At 56.2% G+C, this 26,650-nt stretch carries 24 protein-coding genes; all 24 read right to left on the minus strand.

The genetic code is table 11. The annotated features are described in order from the left end of the window. Positions 1-60: 60 nt before the first annotated feature. Positions 61-1,728: a TnsD family Tn7-like transposition protein gene (locus tag AC1Q6I_RS13015; protein ID WP_019821343.1), complete on the minus strand. Its 1,668-nt coding sequence runs from the start codon at positions 1,726-1,728 to the stop codon at positions 61-63. A gap of 16 nt (positions 1,729-1,744) precedes the next feature. Then, the gene (locus tag AC1Q6I_RS13020; protein ID WP_019821342.1) at positions 1,745-3,205 is read right to left on the minus strand and encodes an ATP-binding protein; all 1,461 of its coding nucleotides are present in this window, start codon (positions 3,203-3,205) and stop codon (positions 1,745-1,747) included. Then, a complete protein-coding gene (locus tag AC1Q6I_RS13025) occupies positions 3,202-5,370 on the minus strand; it encodes a TnsB C-terminal domain-containing protein (protein ID WP_019821340.1) in 2,169 nt (722 codons plus the stop codon). The genes AC1Q6I_RS13020 and AC1Q6I_RS13025 overlap by 4 nt, the downstream gene beginning before the upstream one ends. Then, positions 5,367-6,221: a TnsA endonuclease N-terminal domain-containing protein gene (locus AC1Q6I_RS13030; RefSeq protein WP_019821338.1), complete on the minus strand. Its 855-nt coding sequence runs from the start codon at positions 6,219-6,221 to the stop codon at positions 5,367-5,369. Before AC1Q6I_RS13030 ends, AC1Q6I_RS13025 begins: the two co-directional genes overlap by 4 nt. Positions 6,222-6,503: 282 nt before the next feature. Next, positions 6,504-8,336, minus strand: coding sequence for a glutamine--fructose-6-phosphate transaminase (isomerizing) (gene glmS, locus AC1Q6I_RS13035; protein WP_024078248.1), 1,833 nt, complete (start codon positions 8,334-8,336; stop codon positions 6,504-6,506). A gap of 10 nt (positions 8,337-8,346) precedes the next feature. Beyond that, complete coding sequence (locus AC1Q6I_RS13040; RefSeq protein WP_024078249.1) at positions 8,347-9,114, minus strand: DeoR/GlpR family DNA-binding transcription regulator; 768 nt, start codon at positions 9,112-9,114, stop codon at positions 8,347-8,349. A 230-nt stretch (positions 9,115-9,344) separates the two neighbouring features. Then, positions 9,345-10,712, minus strand: coding sequence for a bifunctional UDP-N-acetylglucosamine diphosphorylase/glucosamine-1-phosphate N-acetyltransferase GlmU (gene glmU, locus AC1Q6I_RS13045; protein WP_024078250.1), 1,368 nt, complete (start codon positions 10,710-10,712; stop codon positions 9,345-9,347). Positions 10,713-10,835: 123 nt separating this feature from the next. Further along, a complete protein-coding gene (locus tag AC1Q6I_RS13050; RefSeq protein ID WP_024078251.1) occupies positions 10,836-11,252 on the minus strand; it encodes a F0F1 ATP synthase subunit epsilon in 417 nt (138 codons plus the stop codon). Between the two features lie 44 nt (positions 11,253-11,296). After that, positions 11,297-12,673 (minus strand): F0F1 ATP synthase subunit beta, encoded by a 1,377-nt coding sequence (gene atpD / locus AC1Q6I_RS13055; protein ID WP_024078252.1) that lies wholly within the window; start codon positions 12,671-12,673, stop codon positions 11,297-11,299. Between the two features lie 27 nt (positions 12,674-12,700). Beyond that, positions 12,701-13,561 (minus strand): F0F1 ATP synthase subunit gamma, encoded by an 861-nt coding sequence (atpG, locus tag AC1Q6I_RS13060; protein ID WP_003233565.1) that lies wholly within the window; start codon positions 13,559-13,561, stop codon positions 12,701-12,703. Between the two features lie 50 nt (positions 13,562-13,611). Further along, on the minus strand, positions 13,612-15,156 hold the full coding sequence (atpA, locus tag AC1Q6I_RS13065; protein ID WP_003177064.1) for a F0F1 ATP synthase subunit alpha: 1,545 nt from the start codon (positions 15,154-15,156) through the stop codon (positions 13,612-13,614). 21 nt (positions 15,157-15,177) lie between these two features. Beyond that, on the minus strand, positions 15,178-15,714 hold the full coding sequence (locus AC1Q6I_RS13070) for a F0F1 ATP synthase subunit delta (RefSeq protein ID WP_053258794.1): 537 nt from the start codon (positions 15,712-15,714) through the stop codon (positions 15,178-15,180). Positions 15,715-15,726: 12 nt separating this feature from the next. After that, a complete protein-coding gene (locus AC1Q6I_RS13075; RefSeq protein WP_015886647.1) occupies positions 15,727-16,197 on the minus strand; it encodes a F0F1 ATP synthase subunit B in 471 nt (156 codons plus the stop codon). A gap of 57 nt (positions 16,198-16,254) precedes the next feature. Continuing rightward, on the minus strand, positions 16,255-16,512 hold the full coding sequence (gene atpE / locus AC1Q6I_RS13080) for a F0F1 ATP synthase subunit C (protein ID WP_002555987.1): 258 nt from the start codon (positions 16,510-16,512) through the stop codon (positions 16,255-16,257). A 133-nt stretch (positions 16,513-16,645) separates the two neighbouring features. After that, the gene (atpB, locus tag AC1Q6I_RS13085) at positions 16,646-17,515 is read right to left on the minus strand and encodes a F0F1 ATP synthase subunit A (RefSeq protein ID WP_024078254.1); all 870 of its coding nucleotides are present in this window, start codon (positions 17,513-17,515) and stop codon (positions 16,646-16,648) included. A gap of 16 nt (positions 17,516-17,531) precedes the next feature. After that, positions 17,532-17,939 (minus strand): F0F1 ATP synthase subunit I, encoded by a 408-nt coding sequence (locus AC1Q6I_RS13090; RefSeq protein WP_024078255.1) that lies wholly within the window; start codon positions 17,937-17,939, stop codon positions 17,532-17,534. A 148-nt stretch (positions 17,940-18,087) separates the two neighbouring features. Next, a complete protein-coding gene (locus AC1Q6I_RS13095; RefSeq protein WP_024078256.1) occupies positions 18,088-18,960 on the minus strand; it encodes a ParB/RepB/Spo0J family partition protein in 873 nt (290 codons plus the stop codon). A 9-nt stretch (positions 18,961-18,969) separates the two neighbouring features. Beyond that, on the minus strand, positions 18,970-19,767 hold the full coding sequence (locus tag AC1Q6I_RS13100; RefSeq protein ID WP_015886651.1) for a ParA family protein: 798 nt from the start codon (positions 19,765-19,767) through the stop codon (positions 18,970-18,972). Positions 19,768-19,785: 18 nt separating this feature from the next. Then, positions 19,786-20,430, minus strand: coding sequence for a 16S rRNA (guanine(527)-N(7))-methyltransferase RsmG (gene rsmG / locus AC1Q6I_RS13105; RefSeq protein ID WP_102623662.1), 645 nt, complete (start codon positions 20,428-20,430; stop codon positions 19,786-19,788). Further along, positions 20,427-22,319 carry a tRNA uridine-5-carboxymethylaminomethyl(34) synthesis enzyme MnmG gene (mnmG, locus tag AC1Q6I_RS13110; protein WP_102623688.1) on the minus strand — a complete coding sequence of 631 codons (1,893 nt, stop codon included), beginning with the start codon at positions 22,317-22,319 and terminating at the stop codon, positions 20,427-20,429. The genes rsmG and mnmG overlap by 4 nt, the downstream gene beginning before the upstream one ends. A gap of 550 nt (positions 22,320-22,869) precedes the next feature. After that, positions 22,870-24,240, minus strand: a complete 1,371-nt coding sequence (gene mnmE / locus AC1Q6I_RS13115; RefSeq protein ID WP_102623663.1) for a tRNA uridine-5-carboxymethylaminomethyl(34) synthesis GTPase MnmE — start codon at positions 24,238-24,240, stop codon at positions 22,870-22,872. A gap of 79 nt (positions 24,241-24,319) precedes the next feature. Further along, complete coding sequence (yidC, locus tag AC1Q6I_RS13120; protein ID WP_024078260.1) at positions 24,320-26,002, minus strand: membrane protein insertase YidC; 1,683 nt, start codon at positions 26,000-26,002, stop codon at positions 24,320-24,322. Positions 26,003-26,004: 2 nt separating this feature from the next. Beyond that, on the minus strand, positions 26,005-26,250 hold the full coding sequence (gene yidD / locus AC1Q6I_RS13125; protein WP_077430980.1) for a membrane protein insertion efficiency factor YidD: 246 nt from the start codon (positions 26,248-26,250) through the stop codon (positions 26,005-26,007). Then, positions 26,243-26,650, minus strand: a complete 408-nt coding sequence (gene rnpA / locus AC1Q6I_RS13130; protein ID WP_371858337.1) for a ribonuclease P protein component — start codon at positions 26,648-26,650, stop codon at positions 26,243-26,245. Before rnpA ends, yidD begins: the two co-directional genes overlap by 8 nt.

A 26,650-nucleotide genomic window follows, 5' to 3' on the forward strand; every position in this document is an offset into this window, starting at 1 on the left:
AATGTGTTCACGGTGAATTAATTCAGAACGTTTTTTAGATGGAGGGAATGGCGGGCTGGATTACAGCGTGGGCCGAATGCTCGCGACCCGGTAGAGCGAAGAACGTGATACAGGCTTGCCCTCCGAGAGCAATTTGCGTCTAGCCCATCGCAGACGCCTATCGTGAAAGCCTTCGATTGATTCACATACTTTGTCGAGCATTGCTGCACAGAGAGGAAGCTTGCAGAGCTGCTTTTCGAAGCGAGACAGAACATGAAGCTCCCGGCCAATTCTGGTACGCGAGATGCGGACAGGCTTACCCGCAAGAGCATAAAGCGCTTCAGCACACTGACGGACTTCTTCGGCCAGTCTCGCATCGAGGGCAGCGAACATTTCGGCGCTATTTAGACGGGGCGTACGATGGGGGCTTGGGTTTACAGTTGACTCCGAAAGCCACTGCCTATCGTGGCGATACAGCCACGCATACCCCCTGCATGCATGTGCTTTGTAAAAGCGATAATCAGCCTCGAAAGCCGCGCGTCTTGCGCATAGCTCAATGTGAAATCGTGCCTCCCTCCAAGCACCTTGCCCGCCGGCTACATTTCGGATGTGACGATAGACATACGCCAATGAAACGCCTAGAACGGCAGCGATCTTTTTGGCATCAGCTCCCTCAAGAGCATGTTTCCACACAGCGGCTGACGAACAGTCCAGGCCTTCACCAGGCATCACCGGAGAAAGGCGCGTGTGAAGTCGAATGTGAGCTTTCGGACCACACGCCACCGCCTGTTTCATTGGGCGTTGACCATGCAGCAAGCTCACCATGTCAATGCCCAGAGCACCGGCCAATAAAATGTATTTGAGCGGATGGTGGGAGGTTATTGGCGTACGAAGCAGCTTCATGACCCATGAGGCGGGTGTACCTGCACGAACTTCTCCGAGTATAGAAAATTCCCATTCTCGCGGGAGTGCAGCAAAAAAATCGGCCATGTGCTGCGCCAGCATGTGCAGGTGCAAGCGATGGTTATCAGAGGCAAGGTTAAGCTGCGTTGCCCTTTGTAAAAGCGTGTAGCGCACCGCCTCCGCCGACAAAGCACTGACTTCAGACTCGATGACCTGAAGTGATCGCAACGCTATTTCGTGAAGCGGCGGCATGCGCAGCAACGGGGTATCGAGAAGTACCGTGTGTGCTTGCACATTCTCATCACTCGGCAGATTGAGTTGTCGAGAGCTACGGCTGGACCAGCGAGGATCAAGGATCCTAAGTGACGTGCCGTGATGCGGACATACCAGCACGCCTGGAAGCATGTGGACCCTGTGCCAGTAAGCAACTCCCCGTTGGGCCTGATCTTGGGCGATACATTCTGGGCATAACCGCACTCGGGAGGCGAATCCAATACGGCTCGCGTTGACGCCCAGCTTCAACATCAAGCCCTTCCCATCGGCAGTCATCAGCGTCCGAGCGTGTTCTACCTGGCTCATACTCAAAAACGGCGCATAGTAGGGTAATAGCGTGTGACGCATGAGGACCTCGGCTATCGATAGCTCGGTACCGCTGGGTAGCGCGTCGACAAACTCCCCTAAATGACTTGGGAATGCCACATTTTGCGAAAATGCTGCCGCCGATTTCAGTCCGGCAAATGCTTCTTGGCAATTACGAACACCGCAAAGACGGGCATAGCGAGAAATCACGCTGTGCAGCGTCTCGTCGGGAAACGCGGCGGGGAAGAAATGGAGTTTAAGGTGCACTTCGCCACCTCCCGACTCACGCTTTGTGGTACATCGGTGAGAACTCAAACAGGTCCTCGTTGAGCCAGCCCGCAGCGCGCAGAGCATCGAGGGGAGCGTCATGTTCGCTTAGCGCTGTAGCCTCTGAGTTTTCCACTGCAGTAGCAATTGGCGATGGGTGGCCTTTCGCAAGAATGGTTGGAGATGGGTCTACCGGCTTCTCACGGGATACAACACTTCGAAGCAAGGCAAGGCGATCCTCTCGTGCCAAACCATCGAAGACCATCATTTCGCTCAGCTGATCCTCAATCGGCAGCAAATCGTCGAACTGTCGCATCCGCTTCGGATCTCGGCTACGCAGAGCTGAAAGGGCTGGCTTTAGAATCTGCATTTTTGAGTTGCTTACCTTCACCAGGACCTCGGCAGTCAAACACTCCGAGCCACTCTGGACCGCATAACGCTGACTCAATACCAGCAGCTTGACCAGGAAATCTGTGACGCCTTGAGTGTGCTCATACAGCGTGTCGAAAATCTCGTCGGTCAGCTCAGCAGTCTGTTTGCACCACTGATAGCTCCAGAGATTTTCGACTAACAACCGCCACTCCTCATCATCTTTCTCGAATCGTTTGAATTCCAGCGTACCGGCACCACAGACTCGGCGGGCAGTCCGCATGACTTCTGAGAACAGGCTAATCGTAGAGTTCGTGCCACTGAAAACGACCGGGATACCAATGTTGTTAACCAAGTGCAGAAAGAAATTCAGCATGCTCTCCTTACCACCGGTTTTCGCCAAGTGGAGGTTTTGCAGCTCGTCGATTAACAAGGCGCCGATGAAAAACGTGCTGGCCACCTGCTCCATCTGTTGCAGCGCATCATTGATGTTTCGATGCCTGTAGCGCTTGTGATAGTCCTTGTCTCCTAGAGCGTCACCAACTGCATAAAAAAACTGCTGGCAAAATCCAGCCAGCGATCCATCCCGAGGGCAGTCAAGCTTCAGCCAAGTGATTTGGGTATGAACAAACTGCTTTCCCTCATAACGCTCATGACGGATTGTCTGTGGATAAAGGCTCAAAATGGCGTGGAGTGCCGTCGACTTGCCAATGCCGCTCAGGCCGACGACGGTGAACGTTTCTGCAGTGGACTTGAACGCATCGTGGTAACGCTGAGCCCCCGATAAAGAATGCAAATGCCGGACGGTAGCGGGCGACATCGGGTTACGCCCAACATACCCTCGACGGATGAGCAGTGAAAACAGGGCCTCCAGTTCCAGGTGTAACAAAAACGGCTGCACCACGGTTCTCAACCGGTCGATACAGTGAATTCGAGTGGATCCTTCGAGGGTCAGCTCTTTCGGATCCACCGGCTGAGGAAAATTCGAGATCAGCTCAATAGCCGCCGCCTCCGACAATATCGGAGGCAAAGCTTCGATAAGCGGATTGCCCGCATACTCACTTATGTCCTGTTTGACGTAATTGGCAAACGTCTGCGCACCTTTCATTTTGCCTGTCCTGGCCGAATTCTTTTGAGCAAATCGATAACCTGCGCAGTTCGCTCGCCGGCATATGAGTCATGCGCTTTCGGTGTCAATTCAGATTGAAGTGAAGCTGGCTCCGCCCTGACGCCTTCAGGAACAACCGCATTTTCACGCTCACGGAGACGTTCTTCTGCGCGGTTCTCGCGGATGTTCCCAGTGGCCTCTGCCTTGGTGGGCGGAGCAGGTTCCAATTTTCGTTCTGCGAGCGCATGACTGATGATCTGGTGGACCTGATCGCTAAGCTGGACACGGCTTTCCAGCTCGGCTCGCCGGCGAGTAGGCGGTTTTTGGCGATAGGCTTCGAGCAGATCAAAAATCTCGTCCGAGCGGTAATTCGCGTAACCGGCATCCGATCGTCGAAGATCACAGCGGATAAACTGCTTGGCCTCTCCCTGGATCCAGATGTGCGCCGCAGAGTTCGGATCGAACCAACACTCTATTGACCAAACGCCCCCTTTGCGAGCCTTGGCAAACCAATCTTTCTCTATGGCCATATCACACACGTAGTGCATGCCGCGAAACATCACCCCGCCCTTTTGAACGGTCGCGCGCTCGCGCGGCAAGAGATGGAGGTAAACCAGCTCGTCGGGACGTTTGTTGGATTCGATCAGGTCGTTTTCGCAGGCCCAATTCCATATCCCGTTGGGCGTAGGTTCAACGCCGTCATTCATCATCGCCTGAGTCAGTCGGTCAGGCTGTCGATGGTGCCGGTTATAGTGGAGCACGCAATTGATGAGTATCTGGGTGAACTCTTTGAGGTTCAGCGTGGCATCGAGCCGGTAATCTCGCTCGCCTCGCTCTTTGTCTCGCGCAGCTACCCCGCCAGGTAGCCATCTGATACCCGTCAAATCATTCAAAATGCCAAACCGACTTTCTACCATAGGCTTCCAATCAGGCCGATAAGGCGGAGCAGTGCCCATCTCAATTCCCAAGCCTGACGATAGCCCCTCTGCTGCCAGTGACAACATCTCTCCCCTGTCGGCGTAAATCTGGTGGGGCAGGTGGTGACAATTCCAATCATCTGAATTGATTTCAACGCCGTTCTGAGCGCAGAACTCGACTTTGGAGGTAAACGCGTTGAACAGCGCTTGCCTCGCCCCGTTCCAACTGGGACCTTCCAATCCTACATAGAGGCCAACAATCATTCCGGAGAAACTATCCACAACGATATAAACTACGGGCCGGCCAATGAGCATCCGTCTAGAGTAGCTGTTGACCAAATAAATATCGGCAATAGTTGCGTCGATTTCGAACTGATGACACGGTCCACGCAGCCAATCGCGAACGGTACCTGAAAGCGGACGGCAGTCCTTTAACCACTTCCTCAACCCTTTACGGCCACGCTCGGTTTCAATTTCGTCGAAAAAAATCTGTCCCCAATATCTGAACTGCCTCAGGCTGGGCAGCTCTAAGCTAGGCAGCAAACGAAGCTCTTCTTCACTGTTTTTAGAGATGTCTCGAACCGAGTAGAATCTTCTCAACATTTCGTCATATGCGCTCGAAATAGAAGACTTTTTATCTTTTACATAAAGGGAATACCCAACTCGGATGCATCGTTTATCAACCGCACCGAGCATCTTGGAAGGCGCAGTAAGAACGCCTTGAAACTTAGGCTTTCGCCCTGGAGGCCTACTTGGATCATATTTTCTATCGGCAACACCTACCGCCGAGTAATTATTAAGCAATGAGTTTCGAACTTGACCATAAAACCAATATCGGTAAAGAAGCCGATAGATAGTTTTTCGCTGGATTCCGAGCTCTGACGCCCGTTTGCTAACAAGCCGGCCTAACTCCCCCCGTACAAATATTTGTCCTGGATATTCAGGATCTAGCAGAGGGGCGATGACGGCCCACTTTTCGTCCCGGCCTTGCTTGGCTCTCTCATCCAACTGCTCCTCAAGCACAAGCATAAACTCGGGCGTGGTGATGGCTGCTGGTTTGGTGTGACCAGACGCTAGCGAGCGACGCAGCTCATCAAGACCAACAGCGTACGGCTGCCGGGGAGGGTCAGCTAGATCTATCACAACTGCTAAGTCATGCGTTTCATCCTGGTAAATGAGCCTGGCTATCGTAGAGATGACCGACAGATCGGTAACAGGCTCGAAAACGTCATTAACGAGAACAGTCATGACATTTTCTCCATCAACGATACTTGGGCAGGGATCTGGAAAACTTCGAAGTCAGGAACTAGACCAGTAAGGTGGAGAGGAGTGTTAACCAAATCTATTTTCAGTATCTTGTTCCAAACCAGATGGAAGAAAATTGCTTGAGCATCTATATAGGAAATGGACAGAAGGCATGCTATTTTTCTTAGACAGGTGGCCAAGGTCCACGAATATTCCCGGCTGTTTGCTAGGCAGTCGATAAAATTCGAATGCAACGGGACTTTCATTAAATCGCGATGCAGCTTCGAGTATTTTCTGATTAGTCCAAGATTTTTTATCAAATCTCGTGTAAAAAACTCATCTGTGACGATCTTCCAATCAACACCTTGGCTATGCCAAAAGCGCTTTTCAATCTCAAGTTTTTCAAGCGTGCGGTTACTTCCTTTGCCAACTAGGTCGGATCGATACTTCACAGTTCTAGCTACCGACTTAAAGTTTCCGTTCAAGTCCTTAACAGTTAGCAGGAAATCTGTTGTCATTACATAGGGCAGTGTCGTTCTAGGGTATCTGGGATAACGTACATCTATTGCCGACGCTATCGCTTGCGCACGCTCTGTAGGTAGTAACGGATATTGCTCACGGATATCCACGACGTTTTCAGAAAATTCACACACAAGGAAGTACGAACGCTCGAGATCTGACAGTAGGTGATGAATCCTCTCGATCTTCACACCTTGGATCTTGTGCGAACGACCTATCGACGGGACATCTTGTACCCGCAGCCAAGGCACGTAGCTTGCCCCGGCGCCTTCGCCAAATCCATTTGCAATATGCCGTTCAATGTCTTGCTGTGATGCAAACTTACGACCTCGCAACCCACGCCTCCTCAGTCGATGCGGACCGCTTCACCTCACGCCGAGAAAAAGTCGTAGAAGGACATGACCGCCGTAGCGGCCATATTTCAAAGCGTTTTCTAGACTACACCCGCGGAGAGTTGAAGCGATGAATCCAGACCAAAGGGAAAGCCTGGAAAGGAAAAACCCCCATAGATACGGGGGTTTGGGCCTTGTGTCAATCTATGTTCATGAGTGTCAAACTTTATTGTTTTGTGTCAATCTTTATTGTTCAAAACCAACGGGCCTCCAGGATGTGACGGGTTACTCCACGGTCACCGACTTCGCCAGGTTACGCGGCTGGTCGACGTCAGTGCCCTTGAGCACCGCGACGTAGTAAGACAGCAGCTGCAGCGGGATGGTGTAGAGGATCGGCGACAGGGTGTCGTGGATATGCGGCATGTTGATGACGTGGGTGCCTTCGCCGTTGGTCATGCCGGCTTTTTCGTCGGCGAAGACGATCAGTTGGCCGCCACGGGCGCGGACTTCCTGCAGGTTGGACTTGAGCTTCTCCAGCAGTTCGTTGTTTGGCGCCACGGTGACCACCGGCATGTCGTCGTCCACCAGGGCCAGCGGGCCGTGCTTGAGCTCACCAGCCGGGTAGGCTTCGGCGTGGATATAGGAGATTTCCTTGAGCTTCAGGGAGCCTTCCATCGCTACCGGGTACTGGGCGCCACGACCCAGGAACAGGGTGTGATTCTTGTCGGCAAACAGCTCGGCAACTTTTTCTACCGTGCTGTCCATGGCCAGAGCTTCGCCCAGGCGCGTCGGCAGGCGGCGCAGTTCTTCTACCAGGGTGGCTTCGACACCGGCGGCCAATGTGCCACGTACCTGACCCAGGGACAGGGTCAGCAGCAGCAGGCCCACCAGTTGGGTGGTGAACGCCTTGGTGGACGCGACGCCGATTTCGCGACCGGCTTGGGTCAGCAGGGTCAGGTCGGACTCACGCACCAGGGAGCTGATGCTGACGTTGCAAATCGCCAGGCTGGCGAGGAAGCCCAGTTCCTTGGCGTTACGCAGGGCAGCCAGGGTATCGGCGGTTTCACCGGACTGGGAGATGGTCACGAATAGGCTGTCGGGCTGCACCACCACCTTGCGGTAGCGGAACTCGCTGGCGACTTCGACCTGGCAAGGGATGCCGGCCAGTTCTTCCAACCAGTAACGCGCAACCATACCGGCGTGGTAGCTGGTGCCGCAGGCGACGATCTGGACATTGCGTACTTTGGCGAACAGCTCGGCGGCCTGCGGGCCAAAGGCGTTGACCAGCACTTGCTTGTCGCCCAGGCGACCTTCCAGGGTGCGTTGCACCACGGCGGGCTGCTCGTGGATTTCCTTGAGCATGAAGTGGCGGAACTCGCCTTTGTCGGCAGCTTCGGCACCGTCGCGGTATTGCACGGCTTCGCGCTCGACGGATTGGCCGTTGACGTCCCAGATTTGCACGCTTTCACGGCGGATGTCGGCGATATCGCCTTCTTCCAGGTACATGAAACGGTCGGTGACCTGGCGCAGGGCCAGTTGGTCGGAGGCGAGGAAGTTCTCGCCCAGGCCCAGGCCGATCACCAGCGGGCTACCGCTGCGGGCGGCGACCAGGCGGTCGGGCTGGCTGGCACTGATCACCGCCAGGCCGTAGGCGCCGTGCAGCTCCTTGACGGTGGCCTTGAGGGCGACAGTCAGGTCACCGAGGTCCTTGAGCTTGTGGTTCAGCAGGTGGGCAATGACTTCGGTATCGGTGTCCGAGGTGAACACGTAGCCCAGGCCCTTGAGTTGTTCGCGCAGCACTTCGTGGTTTTCGATGATGCCGTTATGCACCACCGCCAGGTCACCGGAGAAATGCGGGTGGGCGTTGCGTTCGCACGGCGCACCGTGGGTAGCCCAACGGGTGTGGGCAATGCCCAGGCGGCCGACCAGCGGCTCACCGAGCAACGCCTGCTCCAGCTCGCTGACCTTGCCTGGGCGACGCATGCGTTCGAGCTTGCCGGCGTTGGTGAAGACAGCCACACCGGCGCTGTCATAGCCACGGTATTCCAGGCGCTTGAGGCCTTCGAGCAAGATGGCGGTGACGTTGCGTTCAGCGACTGCGCCTACAATTCCACACATGGTGTTTCTCCTAGATGATTGCCGCGCATATCAGCGTAATGCCGCGGGCTTGGATCTGGTCGCGGGCCTCGAGCGGCAGGCGATCATCGGTAATAAGGGTATGGACGCTGCTCCAGGGCAGTTCCAGGTTGGGAATCTTGCGGCCGATCTTGTCGGATTCGACCATCACCACCACTTCCCGGGCGACTTCGGCCATCACGCGGCTCAGGCCCAGCAATTCGTTAAAGGTGGTGGTACCGCGCTGCAGATCGATGCCGTCGGCACCGATGAACAGTTGATCAAAGTCGTAGGACCGCAACACCTGCTCGGCGACTTGCCCCTGGAACGAGTCCGAATGGGGGTCCCAGGTGCCGCCGGTCATCAACAGCACCGGCTCGTGTTCCAGTTCGCTCAAGGCGCTGGCCACGTGCAGGGAGTTGGTCATCACCACCAGGCCGGGCTGATGGCCCAGTTCGGGGATCATGGCGGCGGTGGTGCTGCCGCTGTCGATGATGATGCGGGCGTGTTCGCGCAGACGCATCACGGCGGCACGGGCGATAGCGCGCTTGTAGGCCGAGATGGGCTGGGCCGGATCACCGACCAGTTCCTGGGGCATGGTGATTGCGCCGCCGTAGCGACGCAGCAACAGGCCGTTGCTTTCGAGGGCGGCCAGGTCCTTGCGGATGGTCACTTCCGAGGTTTCGAAACGCTTGGCCAGTTCGTCCACGCTGACTTCGCCCTGTTCATTGAGCAACGTCAGGATGTTGTGGCGTCGTTGGGGTGTATTTCGTTTCGACATGGTAATGATAAGTTTCGTTTCGAAAGATAACGAAGGCAATCAAAACCTATTGGCAAGATATCGTCAAGCGTCGGGAACAGATTTTTCGAACAACACACGACAAATGTGGGAGGGGGCTTGCCCCCCGATTGCGGTAGATCAGTCGATCTAAAATATTGACTGAAAATTCGCCATCGGGGGCAAGCCCCCTCCCACATTTGGATAGCACTGCTGATGAGGCTGTGGATAACTCAGGTCTTTTTGATTTTGACCGGACGCTTCCATCCGTCAATGTTGCGTTGGCGGGCGCGGGCTACGGCCAGTTGGGACTTATCCACATCCTGATTGATGGTGGAACCGGCAGCGGTGTTCGAGCCATCTCCGATGGTTACAGGTGCAACCAACGAATTATTGGAGCCTATAAACACATCCTCACCAATAGTCGTCTGATACTTGTTGGCACCGTCGTAGTTGCAGGTGATGGTGCCGGCGCCGATGTTGGTCCGCGCACCGATCACCGCATCGCCCAGGTACGTTAAGTGGCCGGCCTTGGCGCCTTCGCCCAGATGGGCATTTTTCAATTCGACAAAGTTACCCACATGGGCCTTGGCTCCCAACACGCTGCCCGGACGCAACCGTGCAAACGGACCCGCATCACTGCCCTCGCCCATCACGGCACCGTCGATATGACTATTGGCCTTGATCACCACGCCTTTGCGCAGGGTGCTGTCCTTGATCACGCAGTTCGGGCCGATCACCACGTCGTCTTCGATGATCACGCGGCCTTCGAGGATGACGTTGATATCGATCAGCACGTCGCGGCCCACGGTGACTTCACCACGTACATCAAAACGCGCCGGGTCGCGCAGGGTCACGCCCTGGGCCATCAGGCGGCGGCCTTCACGCAGTTGGTAGTGACGTTCGAGCTCTGCAAGCTGCTTGCGGTCGTTGGCGCCTTGCACTTCCATAGGGTCGTGGGGCTGCTCGGTGGCGACCAGCAGGCCATCGCTGACAGCCATTTCGATCACGTCAGTGAGGTAGTACTCGCCCTGGGCGTTGTTGTTGGACAAACGGCTCATCCAATCCGCAAGCTTATTGGCAGGGACCGCAAGAATACCGGTGTTGCCTTCGGTAATGGCGCGCTGGGCTTCGCTGGCGTCCTTGTGCTCGACGATGGCCGCGACCTTCCCGTCAGTGTTACGCACGATGCGCCCGTAGCCGGTAGGGTCATCCAGCTCTACGGTGAGCAGGCCCATCTGGCCAGGTACTACATGCTTGAGCAGGCGTTGCAGGGTTTCGACTTCGATCAGCGGCACATCGCCGTAGAGGATCAGCACGGTGTCGGCTGTGATGAACGGCACGGCTTGGGCGGTGGCGTGACCGGTCCCCAGTTGCTTGTCTTGCAGAACGAAATTCAGGTCATCCGCGGCCAGGCGCTCACGCACCACATCAGCACCATGGCCGATCACCACGTGGATACGTTGTGGGTCCAACTGCCGGGCACTGTGGATAACATGCCCGAGCATGGAGTTACCCGCGACGGGGTGCAGCACCTTGGGCAATGCCGAACGCATGCGGGTGCCCTGGCCTGCGGCGAGAATGACGATTTCAAGAGACATGAATGGCTACCAATCCTGGGCGGTCCGGCTTCAGACCAGAGAAGTGTTTTGCTAAAAAAGAAAAAGGGTAGCCGAGGCTACCCTTTTTAATCAATCGCGCATGAAGCATGACGGCGTGGCCGCTTACTTCTTGCGGATCTGCTGGAGCGTGCGCAGCTGAGCTGCAGCCTCGGCCAGACGTACAGCAGCAGCGCTGTAGTCGAAGTCCGCACCTTTCTCGTGCAGGGCCTTCTCGGCAGCCTTGACGGCTTCCTGAGCAGAAGCTTCGTCCAGGTCGCCAGCACGTTGCACGGTGTCGGCAAGTACCTTGACCATGTTCGGCTGAACCTCGAGGAAACCACCGGAGATGTAGAACACCTCCTTTTCCCCGCCTTGCTTGGTCAGCGTAATCGGACCTGGCTTCAAGCTGGTGATCAATGGCGCGTGGCCCATGGCAATACCCAGGTCACCGAGTTCGCCGTGTGCAATCACCATTTCTACCAGACCGGAGAAGATTTCCCCTTCCGCGCTGACGATATCGCAATGGACTGTCATAGCCATCTGATTGCCTCAACCTGATGAGCGCCCGTTGCCGGGCGCCGGGATTACAGTTTCTTGGCTTTCTCGATCGCTTCTTCGATGCCGCCGACCATGTAGAACGCTTGTTCTGGCAGGTGGTCGTAGTCACCGTTGAGGATGCCTTTGAAGCCAGCAATGGTGTCTTTCAGGGAAACGTATTTACCCGAGGCACCGGTGAAGACTTCAGCCACGAAGAACGGCTGCGACAAGAAGCGCTGGATCTTACGAGCGCGGGATACCAACTGCTTGTCGGTTTCCGACAGTTCGTCCATACCCAGGATCGCAATGATGTCCTTCAGTTCTTTGTAACGCTGCAGCACGTACTGAACGCCGCGAGCGGTGTCGTAGTGCTCCTGGCCGATCACGTTCGGGTCCAGTTGGCGCGAAGTCGAGTCGAGTGGATCGACCGCTGGGTAGATACCCAGGGAAGCGATGTCACGGGACAGTACGACGGTGGCGTCCAAGTGGGCGAAGGTGGTCGCAGGCGACGGGTCGGTCAAGTCATCCGCAGGTACGTATACCGCTTGGATCGAGGTGATCGAACCTTCCTTGGTCGAAGTGATACGTTCTTGCAGAACGCCCATCTCTTCAGCCAGGGTCGGCTGGTAGCCTACTGCCGAAGGCATACGGCCCAGCAGTGCGGATACTTCAGTACCGGCCAAGGTGTAACGATAGATGTTGTCGACGAACAGCAGAACGTCGTTACCTTCGTCACGGAACTTCTCGGCCATGGTCAGGCCAGTCAGGGCTACGCGCAGACGGTTTCCCGGCGGCTCGTTCATCTGACCGTAAACCAGTGCCACTTTGTCCAGAACGTTGGAGTCCTTCATCTCGTGGTAGAAGTCGTTACCCTCACGAGTACGCTCACCCACACCGGCGAACACGGAATAACCGCTGTGCTCGATGGCGATGTTACGGATCAGTTCCATCATGTTTACGGTCTTGCCTACACCGGCACCACCGAACAGACCGACTTTACCGCCCTTGGCGAACGGGCAAACCAGGTCGATAACCTTGATGCCGGTTTCCAGCAGGTCGTTGCCGCCAGCTTGTTCCGCGAACGAAGGTGCTGGACGGTGAATGCCCCAGCGCTCTTCGGTGTCGATCGGGCCAGCTTCGTCAATCGGGTTGCCCAGTACGTCCATGATCCGGCCCAGGGTCGCTTTACCGACCGGTACGGAGATGGCAGCGCCAGAGTCGACAACGTCCAGACCGCGCTTCAAGCCTTCGGTAGAACCCATCGCAATGGTACGAACTACGCCGTCGCCCAGCTGCTGCTGAACTTCCAGGGTAGTTTCCGCGCCTTGTACTTTCAGCGCGTTGTAGATGCTCGGTACGCTGTCGCGTGGAAATTCCACGTCGATAACGGCGCCGATGATTTGAACGATACGTCCGCTACTCATAGCTGGATCCTCTGAATATTTGAACCGTTAAACCGCGGCAGCGCCGCCGACGATTTCCGAGATCTCTTGGGTGATCGCAGCCTGACGCGCCTTGTTGTAGATCAGCTGCAAATCGCTGATCAGATCACCGGCGTTATCGGTAGCGTTTTTCATCGCGATCATCCGCGCCGCTTGTTCAGCTGCGTTGTTCTCGACCACCGCCTGGTACACCTGCGACTCCACGTAGCGCACCATCAAGCCGTCAAGCAGCTCTTTGGCGTCTGGTTCGTAGAGGTAGTCCCAGTGGTGCTTGAGTTCCTGATCCGGGGTCGCCACCAGTGGGATCAATTGCTCCACGGTTGGCTGCTGGGTCATGGTGTTGATGAACTTGTTGGATACCACGGACAGGCGGTCAATCCGGCCCTCCAGGTACGCATCCAGCATCACCTTCACACTGCCGATCAGATCATTGATCGACGGTTCTTCACCCAGGTGGCTGATAGCTGCAACGACGTTACCGCCGAAGTTACGGAAAAAGGCCGCACCCTTGCTACCAACGACACACAGATCGATCTCGACGCCGTTTTCGCGGTTTACCGCCATGTCCTTGACCAGGGCCTTGAACAGGTTGGTATTCAAACCACCGCACAAACCACGGTCACTGCTCACTACCACATAACCCACACGCTTGACTGCGCGGTCGATCATGAACGGGTGGCGGTATTCCGGGTTGGCGTTGGCCAGATGCCCAATTACCTGGCGGATACGCTCCGCATAAGGACGGCTAGCAGCCATGCGCATTTGTGCCTTGCGCATTTTGCTGACCGCCACTTTTTCCATGGCGCTGGTAATTTTTTGCGTGCTTTTGATGCTCGCAATCTTACTGCGAATCTCTTTTGCGCCTGCCATGTAACACCTATCAGGTTAGCAAGCGGGAGCCTTGCGGCTCCCGCTGCGGCTTACCAGGTTTGGGTGGCCTTGAACTTCTCGATACCGGCTTTCATGCCAGCGTCGATATCGTCATTGAAGTCACCCTTCACGTTGATCTTCGCCATCAATTCGGCGTGATCGCGGTTGAAGTAAGCAATCAGCGCTTGTTCAAAGCTGCCGACCTTGGCGATTTCAACGTCGGTCAGGAACCCACGCTCAGCGGCATACAGCGACAACGCCATGTCAGCGATCGACATTGGGGCGTATTGCTTCTGCTTCATCAGCTCGGTAACGCGCTGACCATGCTCAAGTTGCTTACGGGTCGCTTCGTCCAGGTCAGAAGCGAACTGGGCGAATGCCGCCAGTTCACGGTACTGAGCCAGAGCGGTACGGATACCACCGGAGAGCTTCTTGATGATCTTGGTCTGAGCGGCACCACCCACACGGGATACCGAAACACCGGCGTTCACTGCAGGGCGAATGCCCGAGTTGAACATGGCCGATTCCAGGAAGATCTGACCGTCGGTGATGGAAATCACGTTGGTCGGAACGAACGCGGAAACGTCGCCAGCCTGGGTTTCGATGATCGGCAATGCGGTCAGGGAACCGGTTTTGCCGGTCACTGCGCCGTTGGTGAACTTCTCTACGTATTCTTCCGAAACGCGGGATGCGCGCTCCAGCAGACGGGAGTGGAGATAGAACACGTCGCCTGGGTAAGCTTCACGGCCTGGTGGACGGCGCAGCAGCAGGGAAATCTGGCGGTAAGCCACTGCTTGCTTGGACAGATCGTCATAAACGATCAGCGCGTCTTCACCGCGGTCGCGGAAGAATTCACCCATGGTGCAACCGGAGTACGGTGCCAGGAATTGCAGCGCAGGAGATTCCGAAGCACTGGCAGCCACGATGATCGTGTTGGCCAGGGCGCCGTTTTCTTCCAGCTTGCGAACCACGTTGGCGATGGTCGATTGCTTCTGACCAATGGCTACGTAGACGCAGAAAATGCCGCTGTTCTTCTGGTTGATGATCGCGTCGATCGCCAGAGCGGTTTTACCGATCTGACGGTCACCGATGATCAGCTCACGCTGGCCACGGCCGACAGGGATCATGGCATCGACAGCCTTGTAGCCAGTCTGTACAGGCTGGTCTACCGACTTACGCCAGATCACGCCTGGAGCAACTTTCTCGACCGCATCGGTCTCGGTGTTGCCCAGTGGACCTTTACCGTCAACAGGGTTACCCAGTGCGTCGACTACGCGACCCAGCAGTTCCTTACCAACCGGAACCTCCAGGATGCGGCCGGTGCACTTGGCGCTCATGCCTTCAGCCAGACTGGTGTACGCACCCAATACAACGGCACCTACGGAGTCTTGCTCCAGGTTGAGGGCCATACCGTAGACGCCGCCCGGAAACTCGATCATCTCGCCGTACATGACGTCGGCCAGACCGTGAATCCGCACGATACCGTCAGATACGCTGACGACAGTGCCTTCGTTACGGGCTTGGGAGGTCACATCGAGCTTGTCGATGCGGCCCTTGATAATTTCACTTATTTCGGAAGGATTGAGTTGCTGCATTGCTCTGCTGCCCCTTCAAACTCAAGATTTCAATGCTTCGGCAAGTTTCGCGATTTTGCCGCGAATCGAGCCATCGATAACCAGGTCGCCGGCGCGGATAACGACACCACCAATCAGGGATGCGTCCTCCGTAGCTTGCAGGCGCACTTCCCGATTGAGTCGTGCACTGAGAACCTTGGCGAGTTTGTCTTGCTGTTCTTGGTTCAATGCAAAAGCACTGGTCACTTCAACGTCTACCGATTTCTCCGCTTCGGCCTTGTACAGGTCGAACAGAGCGGCAATCTCCGGCAGTAGCGGGAGACGGTCGTTTTCGGCAACGACGTGGATGAAGTTCTGCACTTTCACATCAAACTTGTCGCCGCACACTTCAATAAAAGTGGCGGCCTTGTCTGCGCTCGTCAGGCGCGGGGCCTTGAGCACGCGCTGCATGGTGTCATCTTGCGACACTGCTGCAGCCAGGCCGAGCATGGCTGACCAAGAGGCCAGCTGCTGGTGGGCCTGGGCGTGCTCGAAGGCTGCCTTAGCATAAGGTCGGGCCAACGTGGTCAGTTCTGCCATGATCGCCCTCGCTTAAATTTCAGCAGCCAGTTTGTTAACCAGCTCCGCGTGCGCGTTTTGATCGATTGTGGCACCGAGGATCTTCTCTGCACCGCCGACCGCCAGAGCACCCAGTTGGGCACGCAGCGCGTCTTTGACGCCGTTCAGTTCCTGTTCGATCTCGGCATGAGCCGAAGCCTTCACACGGTCAGCTTCGACGCGGGCTTTTTCAACAGCCTCTTCGACGATCTGGTTGCCGCGCTTCTTGGCTTGCTCAATGATTTCAGCTGCCTGTGCTTTAGCATCGCGCAGTTGATGACCCACTTTCTCTTGGGCCAACTCCAGGTCGCGAGCTGCACGGCTGGCAGCGTCCAAACCATCAGCGATCTTCTTCTGACGTTCGTGCAAAGCCGCGATGACCGGAGGCCACACGAACTTCATGCAAAACACTACAAAAATGAAGAACGCAACGGATTGGCCAATCAGGGTTGCATTAATGTTCACGCCAACACCTCGCTCATTCGTTGTCCATCACCCCAATCAACTCGAAAATTCGAGTGATTAGCCAGCGAGTTGACCAACGAAGGGGTTCGCGAAGGTGAAGAACAGAGCGATACCAACGCCGATCATGGTTACGGCGTCGAGCAGGCCGGCAACGATGAACATTTTAACTTGCAGCATTGGGACCATTTCTGGCTGACGCGCTGCGCCTTCCAGGAATTTGCCGCCCAGCAGGCCGAAACCAATGGCAGTACCCAGGGCGCCCAGGCCGATCAACAGTGCAACAGCGATAGCGGTTAGACCAACTACAGTTTCCATCTTTCCTCCCGACTTTTACGTCGTATGGTTTAGGTTTTTTAGATTTTAAAGCGGTAAAACAAATCGTTTCATAGCCCTTTCAGGCCACCTTCCCGTTTCACCGGGAAGGACATCAGACTAGTCGAGACTGGTCTTAATGGTTCTCTTCGTGCGCCATCGACAGGTAGACGATGGTCAGCATCATGAAGATAAACGCCTGCAGGGTGATGATCAGGATGTGGAACACAGCCCACGCCCACTGCAGAACAACGCCCAGGCCGCTAAGCCAGAGCAGACCACTGCCGAACATCACAGCGATCAGAATGAATACCAGCTCGCCGGCATACATGTTGCCGAACAGTCGCAGTGCCAGGGAAATCGGCTTGGCGACCAGGGTTACGAATTCCAGCAGGAAGTTCACCGGGATCAGCAGGGCTTGAACGAAGATGTTCTTGCTGCCGAACGGGTGCAGGGTCAGTTCGCCGATGAAGCCGCCGATGCCCTTGACCTTGATGCTGTAGAAAATGATCAACGCGAACACCGACAGAGCCATGCCCAGGGTGGCGTTAGGATCCGTGGTGGAAACCGCACGGAATGGAATGTGGTGATCGCCGGAAATCAGGATGGCCAGTTGAGGAATCCAATCGACCGGTACCAGGTCGACGGCGTTCATCAGGAACACCCAGACGAAGATGGTCAGTGCCAGCGGTGCAATCACCGGGCTACGGCCATGGAAGCTGTCTTTCACGCTGCCATCGACGAATTCGACCAATACTTCAACGAAGTTCTGCAAGGCACCCGGCTGACCGGAGGTCGCCTTCTTTGCCGCCATGCGGAAAATCAGGACGAAGATCAGACCCAATGCGACCGACCAGCCCAGAGTATCCAGGTGGAAAGCCCAAAAGCCCATTTCCTTGGCTTCTGCTGCGGTGTGGGCGAAGCCCCAGCCGCCGTTGGGAAGCTGACCAAAGGTCAGGTTCTGCAAGTGGTGCTGGATATAGCCCGAAGCGGTTGTTTCTGCCATGGTTGCCTCAAACGCCCTAAGGTTTCGAAAGTCTTGTTTTCATTAGCAGGGGAGCGAACCAGCTGACCAGTTGGGTCAACACGAAGACGCCGAATACAGCCAGCGGCGCCAATGGCTTCACACCTGCAAAGGTCAGTGCAAACAGCACTGCCGTCAAAATCAGTTTCCCCGCCTCGCCGGCATAAAAAGACCGGACGATGGCCTGGGCTGCTCGGGCGCCGGAAAACCGAAAGGCCCTGTGAGCAAAATACATATTGGGCAGCAAGGCTATCAGGCCTCCGCAGAGTCCTGAATACCCGGCTACGACTCCATGCCAGTACCAAAGCGCCAATGCGGCGATCAGCACCATGACAAATTGAGCCAATAAAACCGGGAAAACGGCCAAGCGATGGAACGGCAACGTGTTTGGCGTGCGGGTTTCCATCACTCTTGCTCCTCAATGGTCGGCTGCCGGAAATCAATAACTTGGCATAATTTGTGCCGACAAAATGCGCGCAGAGTATAGGGGCGGTTCTGCCCCTATTCAACTGCCGGGTAGTGATTTCCGATCACGCGCTACATAAGCAAATGTTTCAGCGAATGTGGGCAAGGACGCCCTGAAGCTCATCGAGCGAGTTATATCCGATGACCAATTGGCCTTTGCCTTTCTTGCCATGGCGAATTTGCACCGCAGAGCCCAGGCGCTCGGCCAGGCGCTGCTCGAGACGCGCGATATCCGGATCAGGTTTGGCCGTTTCGACCGGTGCAGGTTTGCCACTGAGCCACTGGCGAACCAGGGCTTCAGTCTGACGAACGGTGAGACCTCGTGCGACAACGTGTCGCGCCCCTTCAACTTGTTGATTTTCCGGTAAACCGAGCAAAGCGCGGGCATGACCCATTTCCAGATCGCCATGGGAAAGCATCGTCTTGATGACTTCCGGCAGAGCGATCAGGCGCAACAAGTTGGAGACCGTGACGCGGGATTTACCCACCGCCTCGGCCACTTGTTGCTGGGTCAGCTGGAATTCCTGCTGCAAACGCTGCAGGGCGATCGCTTCTTCGATCGGATTGAGGTCTTCTCGCTGGATGTTCTCGATCAACGCCATGGCGATGGCAGTTTCATCCGAGACATCGCGCACCATCGCCGGGATGGTTTCCTTGCCGGCCTGCTGGCTGGCGCGCCAGCGGCGCTCACCGGCAATGATTTCGAAGCGGCCACCACCAATCGGGCGTACCACGATCGGCTGCATCACGCCCTGAGCCTTGATCGAATTGGCCAGCTCTTCAAGCGCTTGGGGGTCCATGTCCCGCCGTGGCTGGTATTTACCGCGCTGGATCAGGTCCAGCGGCAGGTGTTGCAGCTCACGCTCGTCGGCCTGCACCGCTTGTTCTTCAAGGGTCGTGACAGTCGGACCACTCAGGAGCGCATCCAGTCCACGTCCGAGACCTCGTTTCTTGACGGCCATGGGGATTCCTTAAGTTGGCTGGGCTGCAGCAGTGCGTGAATTGCGGCGTTGGCGACGAACCATCTCGCCGGCCAGGGCCAGGTAGGCAATCGCACCACGCGATGTTTTGTCGTATGCCAAAGCCGGCATGCCGTAGCTTGGCGCTTCGGCCAGACGGATATTGCGCGGGATCACGGTGTCGTACAGTTGCTCGCCAAAGTGTTCCTTGAGCTGCGCCGAAACATCGTTCATCAGGCTCAAGCGCGGGTCGAACATGGTCCGCAGCAAGCCTTCGATCTGCAGGTTCGGGTTCAGCAACTCGGCGATACGCTTGATGTTATCCACAAGGTCGCTCAACCCTTCCAGTGCGTAGTACTCGCACTGCATGGGGATAATTACCCCATCGGCAGCCACCAAAGCGTTGAGCGTGAGCATCGACAGCGACGGCGGACAGTCGATCAGGATGTAGTCGTAATTCTCGCGGATCGGCGCCAAGGCACTGCGCAAGCGGCTTTCTTTCATCTGCATTTCCAACAGCACGACTTCCGCCGCGGTCAAATCGCGGTTGGCCGGCAGCAGTTGATAACCGCCATGCTCGGAGTAGTGCATGGCCTGGGCGAGGTCGCACTCACCAATCAGCAAGTCGTAGACCGAGTTTTCCAGGCCGTGTTTATCCACACCGCTACCCATGGTGGCGTTGCCCTGTGGATCGAGATCGATCAACAGCACCCGGCGCTTTGTCGCGACCAGGGATGCTGCGAGGTTGATGCAGGTGGTGGTTTTGCCCACGCCACCTTTCTGGTTCGCTATCGCGAATACCTTAGCCATTCTTGCTTGTGTTCCCAATCATGCCGTGCGGCGCAGTATCAGCAGATGGCGTTGGCCTTGGCAACCGGGTACGGCCAAGGCGTGTTCGCTATCGAGGTGGAAGTCTGCCGGCAATGCTAACAGCTCGTCGCTTGGATGAACGCCCTTCATTGCCAGCCAACGGGTTTCGCGGTCGCCCAGGTGGCGGGTCCAGTTGCAGAAGTTCTCCATACTGCTGAACGCCCGGGAAACAATTCCGCTGAAGGGCTGTTCGGGTATGAAGGCTTCGACGCGGCTGTGGATAACTTGCAGGTTGTCCAGCTTCAACTCCAGTTTGACCTGGGTCAGGAAGCGGGTTTTCTTGCCATTGCTGTCCAGGCAGGTCACGTGGGACTCCGGAAACAGGATGGCCAACGGAATACCAGGCATGCCACCGCCACTGCCAACGTCAAGCCAGCGGCCGTTTTCGATAAACGGCATCACGCTCAGACTGTCGAGCAAATGCCGCGAGACCATTTCATCGGGATCGCGTACCGCCGTGAGGTTGTAAGCCTTGTTCCATTTGATCAACAGGGCCAGGTAACCCAGCAACAGCTCTTGCTGGGTTTCGGTCAGATGCACACCCAGTTGGCGTGCACCTGTGGATAACTCTTCGGCGTGTTGCGAGGTGACCAACGAACTCAAGCGCTTTGCTCCAACTGACGGCCCGCGCCGCGTTTTTTCAAATGAATCATCAACAGCGAAATGGCTGCCGGGGTTACGCCAGGGATACGTGACGCCTGGCCCAGGGTTTCCGGCCGAGTTATCCCCAGCTTGCTTTGAATTTCCTTCGACAACCCGGAAATGCCGGTGTAGTCGATATCCGCCGGCAGCTTGGTGTTTTCACTGGCACGCAGGCGAGCGATTTCGTCCTGCTGGCGATCAATGTAACCGGCGTACTTGGTCTTGATTTCAACCTGCTCGGCAACCTGTGGATCATCTGCGCCACCGCCGGTCACTTCGACCAGACCAGCGTAGTCGATTTCCGGACGGGACAGCAGGTTGAGCAAGTTGTATTCATGGGTCAGCGGTGTGCCAAATTTTTCGGCAATTGCATCACCCTGTTCGGTGCCAGGGCGAACCCAAGTGCTTTTCAGGCGTTGCTCTTCCAGTTCGATACTTTCGCGTTTTTGGCAGAAAGCGGCCCAGCGTGCGTCGTCGACCAGGCCCAATTCGCGGCCTTTTTCGGTCAGGCGCAAATCGGCATTGTCTTCACGCAGGATCAGTCGATATTCGGCCCGGGAGGTAAACATCCGGTACGGTTCCTGGGTCCCCAGGGTAATCAGGTCATCGACCAATACGCCGATGTACGCTTCATCGCGGCGTGGGCACCAGCTGTCTTTGCCCTGTGCGCGCAACGCGGCGTTGGTCCCGGCCAGCAAACCTTGGGCGCCGGCTTCTTCGTAGCCAGTGGTGCCGTTGATTTGCCCGGCAAAGAACAGGCCGCCGATCACTTTGGTTTCCAGGCTGTATTTCAGGTCGCGCGGGTCGAAGTAGTCGTACTCGATGGCGTAGCCCGGGCGCACGATGTGTGCGTTTTCCATGCCGCGAATCGATTGCACGATCTGGATTTGCACATCGAACGGCAAGGAAGTGGAAATCCCGTTCGGGTACAGCTCATGAGTGGTCAGGCCTTCGGGTTCGATGAAGACCTGGTGGCTTTCCTTGTCGGCAAAGCGGTGGATCTTGTCTTCGATCGACGGGCAATACCGTGGACCGATGCCTTCGATCACCCCGGAGTACATTGGCGAACGGTCGAGGTTCGCGGCAATGATTTCGTGGGTGCGGGCATTGGTGTGGGTAATCCAGCAGCTGACCTGTTTCGGATGCTGCTCCTTAGAGCCCATGAACGACATGACCGGAATCGGCGTATCCCCAGCTTGCTCGGTCATCACTGAGAAATCCACGGAACGCCCGTCGATACGCGGCGGAGTTCCGGTTTTCAAGCGACCGACCCGCAGTGGCAATTCACGTAGACGTTGGGCCAGGGCAATCGACGGAGGATCACCGGCGCGGCCGCCGGAATAGTTCTGCATGCCGATGTGGATAAGTCCGCCGAGGAAGGTACCGGTGGTCAACACCACGGATTCCGCGAAGAAACGCAGGCCCATCTGGGTGACGACACCACGTACCTGGTCTTGCTCGACGATCAAGTCATCGGCGGCCTGTTGAAATATCCACAGGTTCGGCTGGTTTTCCAGGGTTTCGCGAACCGCGGCCTTGTACAGGATGCGGTCGGCTTGAGCCCGTGTGGCACGCACGGCCGGGCCTTTACGGCTATTGAGCACGCGAAATTGAATGCCACCCTTGTCGGTAGCCATGGCCATCACGCCGCCAAGGGCGTCGATTTCCTTGACCAGATGGCTTTTGCCGATCCCACCGATGGCAGGGTTGCAACTCATCGCACCGAGGGTTTCCACGTTGTGCGTCAGCAACAGGGTTTTTACGCCCATGCGTGCTGACGCCAGTGCTGCCTCGGTACCGGCATGACCGCCGCCGATGACGATCACTTCAAAACGGGAAGGGAAATCCACCACGCACCTCGTGCCTGCTTATGTAGGTAATTAGGAATTGATTGGTTGAGCTGGTTTTAGAGCTTTGGCGGCAAGTATAGGGACTTAGCCCTCCCTAAAGAACCCTTTGCACAAAATTTAACCAGCTGTGGATGAATCAAAGACAATAGAAATTAAAAGAGAGAAGTTTATTAAATCTTTGTTTTTATGTTTATTTCTACTGAGGCACCTTTCTGTGGATAGATCTCTACAGGCCTTTATTTTCGTTATGTACAGCGCTTTAAAAGTCTGTGGTCATGTGCCCATGAGGGGCTTGGATAAGTGCTTTAAGCCTGTGGATTAAACAGGTAGTTATCCACAGACGGGTTTTAGCCCAGGTTTCGAGCCCTGTTATCAACCGAGCACAGGGGCGGTTATTCACAGGGCTTAATCCACAGAAATGGGAGCACTGAAGCAAATTGCGCGCACGGGGAGGCCACCCACGACCTGGTTATGCATAGAGAAAGGAGGAAATAGGTTGAAGCGAAAGAAACAGACAGGCGCGAATGGCCTGCCTGTGGAAAACGAAAGACTATTTACCGATGCAGAAGCTGGAAAAAATCCGTCCCAGCAAATCATCCGAGCTGAATGCCCCCGTGATTTCGCCCAACAGCTGTTGGGCCTGGCGTAGATCCTCAGCCAGCAGCTCCCCTGCCCCCGCCAAGGTCAGCTGTGCCCGACCGTGTTCCAAGGCCGCGCTGGCATGACGCAACGCCTCCAGATGCCTGCGACGAGCGCTGAAGCTGCTTTCTGAAGTCTGTTCGTAACCCATGCAGGCCTTGAGGTGGTCACGCAGCAGCTCCAGGCCATCCCCGGCCGACTTCGCACTCAGACTTATGGTGACGTGGCCATCGTCACTGGTTTCCATGGCAATGGCTTCCCCTGTGAGGTCAGCCTTATTGCGGATCAAGGTGACTTTGGCCGGGTCTGGCCGTTGTTCAAGGAATTCCGGCCACAGCGCAAAAGGATCAACAGCTTCAGGTGCGGTGGCATCCACCACCAGCAGCACCCGATCCGCTTCGCCGATGGCCTTGAGCGCCCGTTCTACACCGATCTTTTCCACCTGGTCGTCTGTATCACGCAGACCGGCGGTATCGACCACATGCAAGGGCATACCGTCGATGTGGATATGTTCGCGCAGGATATCCCGTGTGGTACCGGCAATCTCGGTAACGATGGCCGCTTCACGCCCCGCCAGGGCATTGAGCAAGCTGGATTTACCGGCATTGGGTCGACCGGCAATCACCACGGTCATGCCGTCACGCAGCAAGGCGCCTTGCCCGGCTTCGCGCAGTACTGTGGATAATTCGTCGCGGACCTTGTCCAGCATCGCCAATACATGGCCATCGGCAAGGAAGTCGATTTCCTCTTCCGGAAAATCAATCGCCGCTTCCACGTAGATACGCAGGCTGATCAGTTGCTCGGTCAAGTTATGCACACGCAGGGAAAACGCCCCCTGCAGCGAGCGCAATGCATTGCGCGCAGCCTGTGCAGAACTGGCCTCGATCAAGTCGGCTATCGCTTCGGCCTGCGCTAGGTCGAGCTTGTCGTTGAGGAATGCCCGCTCGCTGAATTCTCCCGGGCGCGCCAGGCGACAACCCAGTTGCAGGCAGCGTTGCAGCAACATATCCAGGACGATCGGGCCACCGTGTCCTTGCAATTCGAGGACATCTTCGCCGGTAAAGGAATTAGGGCCTGGGAAATAAAGTGCCAAGCCTTCGTCCAATACCCCGTTATCCGCATCCAGGAAGGGGCCGTAATGGGCGTAGCGAGGCTTGAGTTCACGACCACTGATGGCTTTGGCGGCAATGCCGGCGAGCGGCCCGGAAATTCGAACGATACCGACACCGCCGCGACCTTGAGCGGTAGCGACAGCAGCGATGGTTTCACGAGGAGCGCTCATCAGCAGGTTCCAGAACAAAAGTGACGGAAAGCAAAACGCCCCACTAGGGGGCGTCTTGAGTGGTTATCCACAGAGTAAGTTACGCCGCGGCTTTTTTGGTAGCCGCTTCGATCTTACGTGTGATGTACCACTGTTGAGAGATCGACAACACGTTGTTGACCACCCAGTACAGCACCAGGCCAGCTGGGAACCACAGGAAGAAGAAGGTGAAGATGATTGGCATCATTTTCATTACCTTGGCCTGCATCGGATCCGGCGGCGTTGGGTTCAAGCGCTGCTGGATAAACATGGTCGCGCCCATGATGATCGGCAGGATAAAGAACGGGTCTTTGATCGACAGGTCAGTTATCCACAGCATGAACGGAGCCTGGCGCATTTCCACGCTTTCCAGGAGTACCCAGTACAGCGAAAGGAATACCGGCATTTGTACCAGAATCGGCAAGCATCCACCCAGCGGGTTGATCTTCTCTTTCTTGTACAACTCCATCATGGCCTGCGACATTTTCTGCCGGTCGTCACCATGTTGTTCTTTCAGCGCGGCCAATTTAGGGGCCACGGCACGCATGCGCGCCATCGACTTGTAGCTGGCGGCCGACAGTGGGAAGAAGATCCCCTTGATCAGCATCGTCAGGAAGATGATCGAGAAGCCCCAGTTGCCGACGATGCTGTGGATATGTTGCAGCAGCCAGAAGATCGGCTGGGCAATAAACCACAGGATGCCGTAATCCACAGTCAGTTCCAGGCCTGGGGATAACTCTTTCAGTACTGCCTGGCTTTTCGGGCCGGCATACAAGGTAGCGCTGGTTTCAGCCTTGGCGCCTGGAGCGACGGTCAACGCCGGGCCAGTAAAGCCAATGATGTAGTTGCCCTGGCTGTCCTTGCGGGTTTGCACCAGGTTGGCTTCACCCTTGTTCGGAATCCATGCGGTCACGAAGTAGTGTTGCAGCCAGGCAACCCAGCCACCTTGAACGGTTTCTTTCAGCGCGCCCTTGTCGATATCTTTCATCGACACTTTTTTGTACGGCTCGTTACTTGTCCACAGGGCGGCGCCCAGGTAAGTCGCGGTGCCGGTGGCGGTGCTGGAAGACGGATCGGAACTGCCATCACGCTTGAGCTGGGCAAACAGGTTGCCGCTCCACGGTTTGTCGCTTTCGTTGTCGATCAGGTAAGTGACCTTCAAGTCGTACAAACCACGGGTGAAGCTGAAACGCTTGATGTAGTTGACGCCATCGAGGCTGAATTTCAGGTCAACGTTCAACTGGTTTTGGCCATCAGCCAGTTGATAAGTCTTCTGTTCGGTCGAATAAACCGGACGACCGGTAGCACGAGCATCCGGACCGTTGGTGCCAGTCAGGCCGCTTTGTGCCAGATAAACGCGTTCGCCGCCGTTATCGAACAGCTGGAACGGAACATCCGGATGGTCTTGGCGACGTGGATAAAGCGGCAGCTTCAGCTGGGCGATATCACCACCTTGTGGATCGATAGCCAGGTCGAGCACATCCGTTTTGACGTGGATGAGGTCTTTATTGGTGACTACTGGCGTTTCTACAGGGGCGCTTGTCTCGCCATTCGCGCTGGGAACATCGGCACTCGCGGACGCATTGTTACCCAGCGGGGTGTCCGGAATAGCCGGCGCAGCCTGATTGGTAGCAACATTCTGAGTCGGCAGGGCAGCTTGGCCATAGTCCTGGTTCCACTTAAGAACCATGACGTAGGACACGATTGCCAGGGCGACGATCAGGATCGTGCGTTTAATATCCATGATTACTCGGCCATCGAAGAAGAACGGGAGGTAGGGATAGGTGGAACCGGGTCATAACCACCGGGATTCCACGGATGACAGCGGCCTAAACGACGAAAGGCCAGCCAGCCACCGCGCAGAAGACCATGATTTTCTATGGCCTCTAACGCGTAGCAGGAACAACTGGGGTAGAAACGACAGTGGTTGGCCATCAGAGGACTAATGGCATAACGGTAAAACTGGATCGGAACGAGCGCCAGTTTACGCATCAAGGCTGTCTACCCCTACAGTTTCGGTGCTGACTGCTGGTGCTGGCTTGTGGGTACGCGCCAAACGTTTCCAGAGCTTGTCGAAATGCTGAATCAATTCGGGGTTTTCTACGTCCCCCAAGCCTTTGCGCGCGACGATAACAATATCCCAACCAACCAGAGTGTCCTGGTGGAGGCGAAACGATTCGCGCATCAGACGCTTGAGGCGATTGCGCTCAACGGAGAGCTTTACGCTCTTCTTGCCGATCACCAACCCGAGACGGGGGTGATCCAGATCGTTGTTACGCGCAAGGAGCAGGAGATTTTTCCCCGGAACCTTGCCGGTGGGGGAGTCAAAGACTGCCTTGAAGTGCCGGGGGGTAAGCAGGCGCTTTTCCCGACTGAAGTCCTGACTCACCAC

The sequence above is a fragment of the Pseudomonas sp. MPR-R2A5 genome, assembly GCF_058793055.1.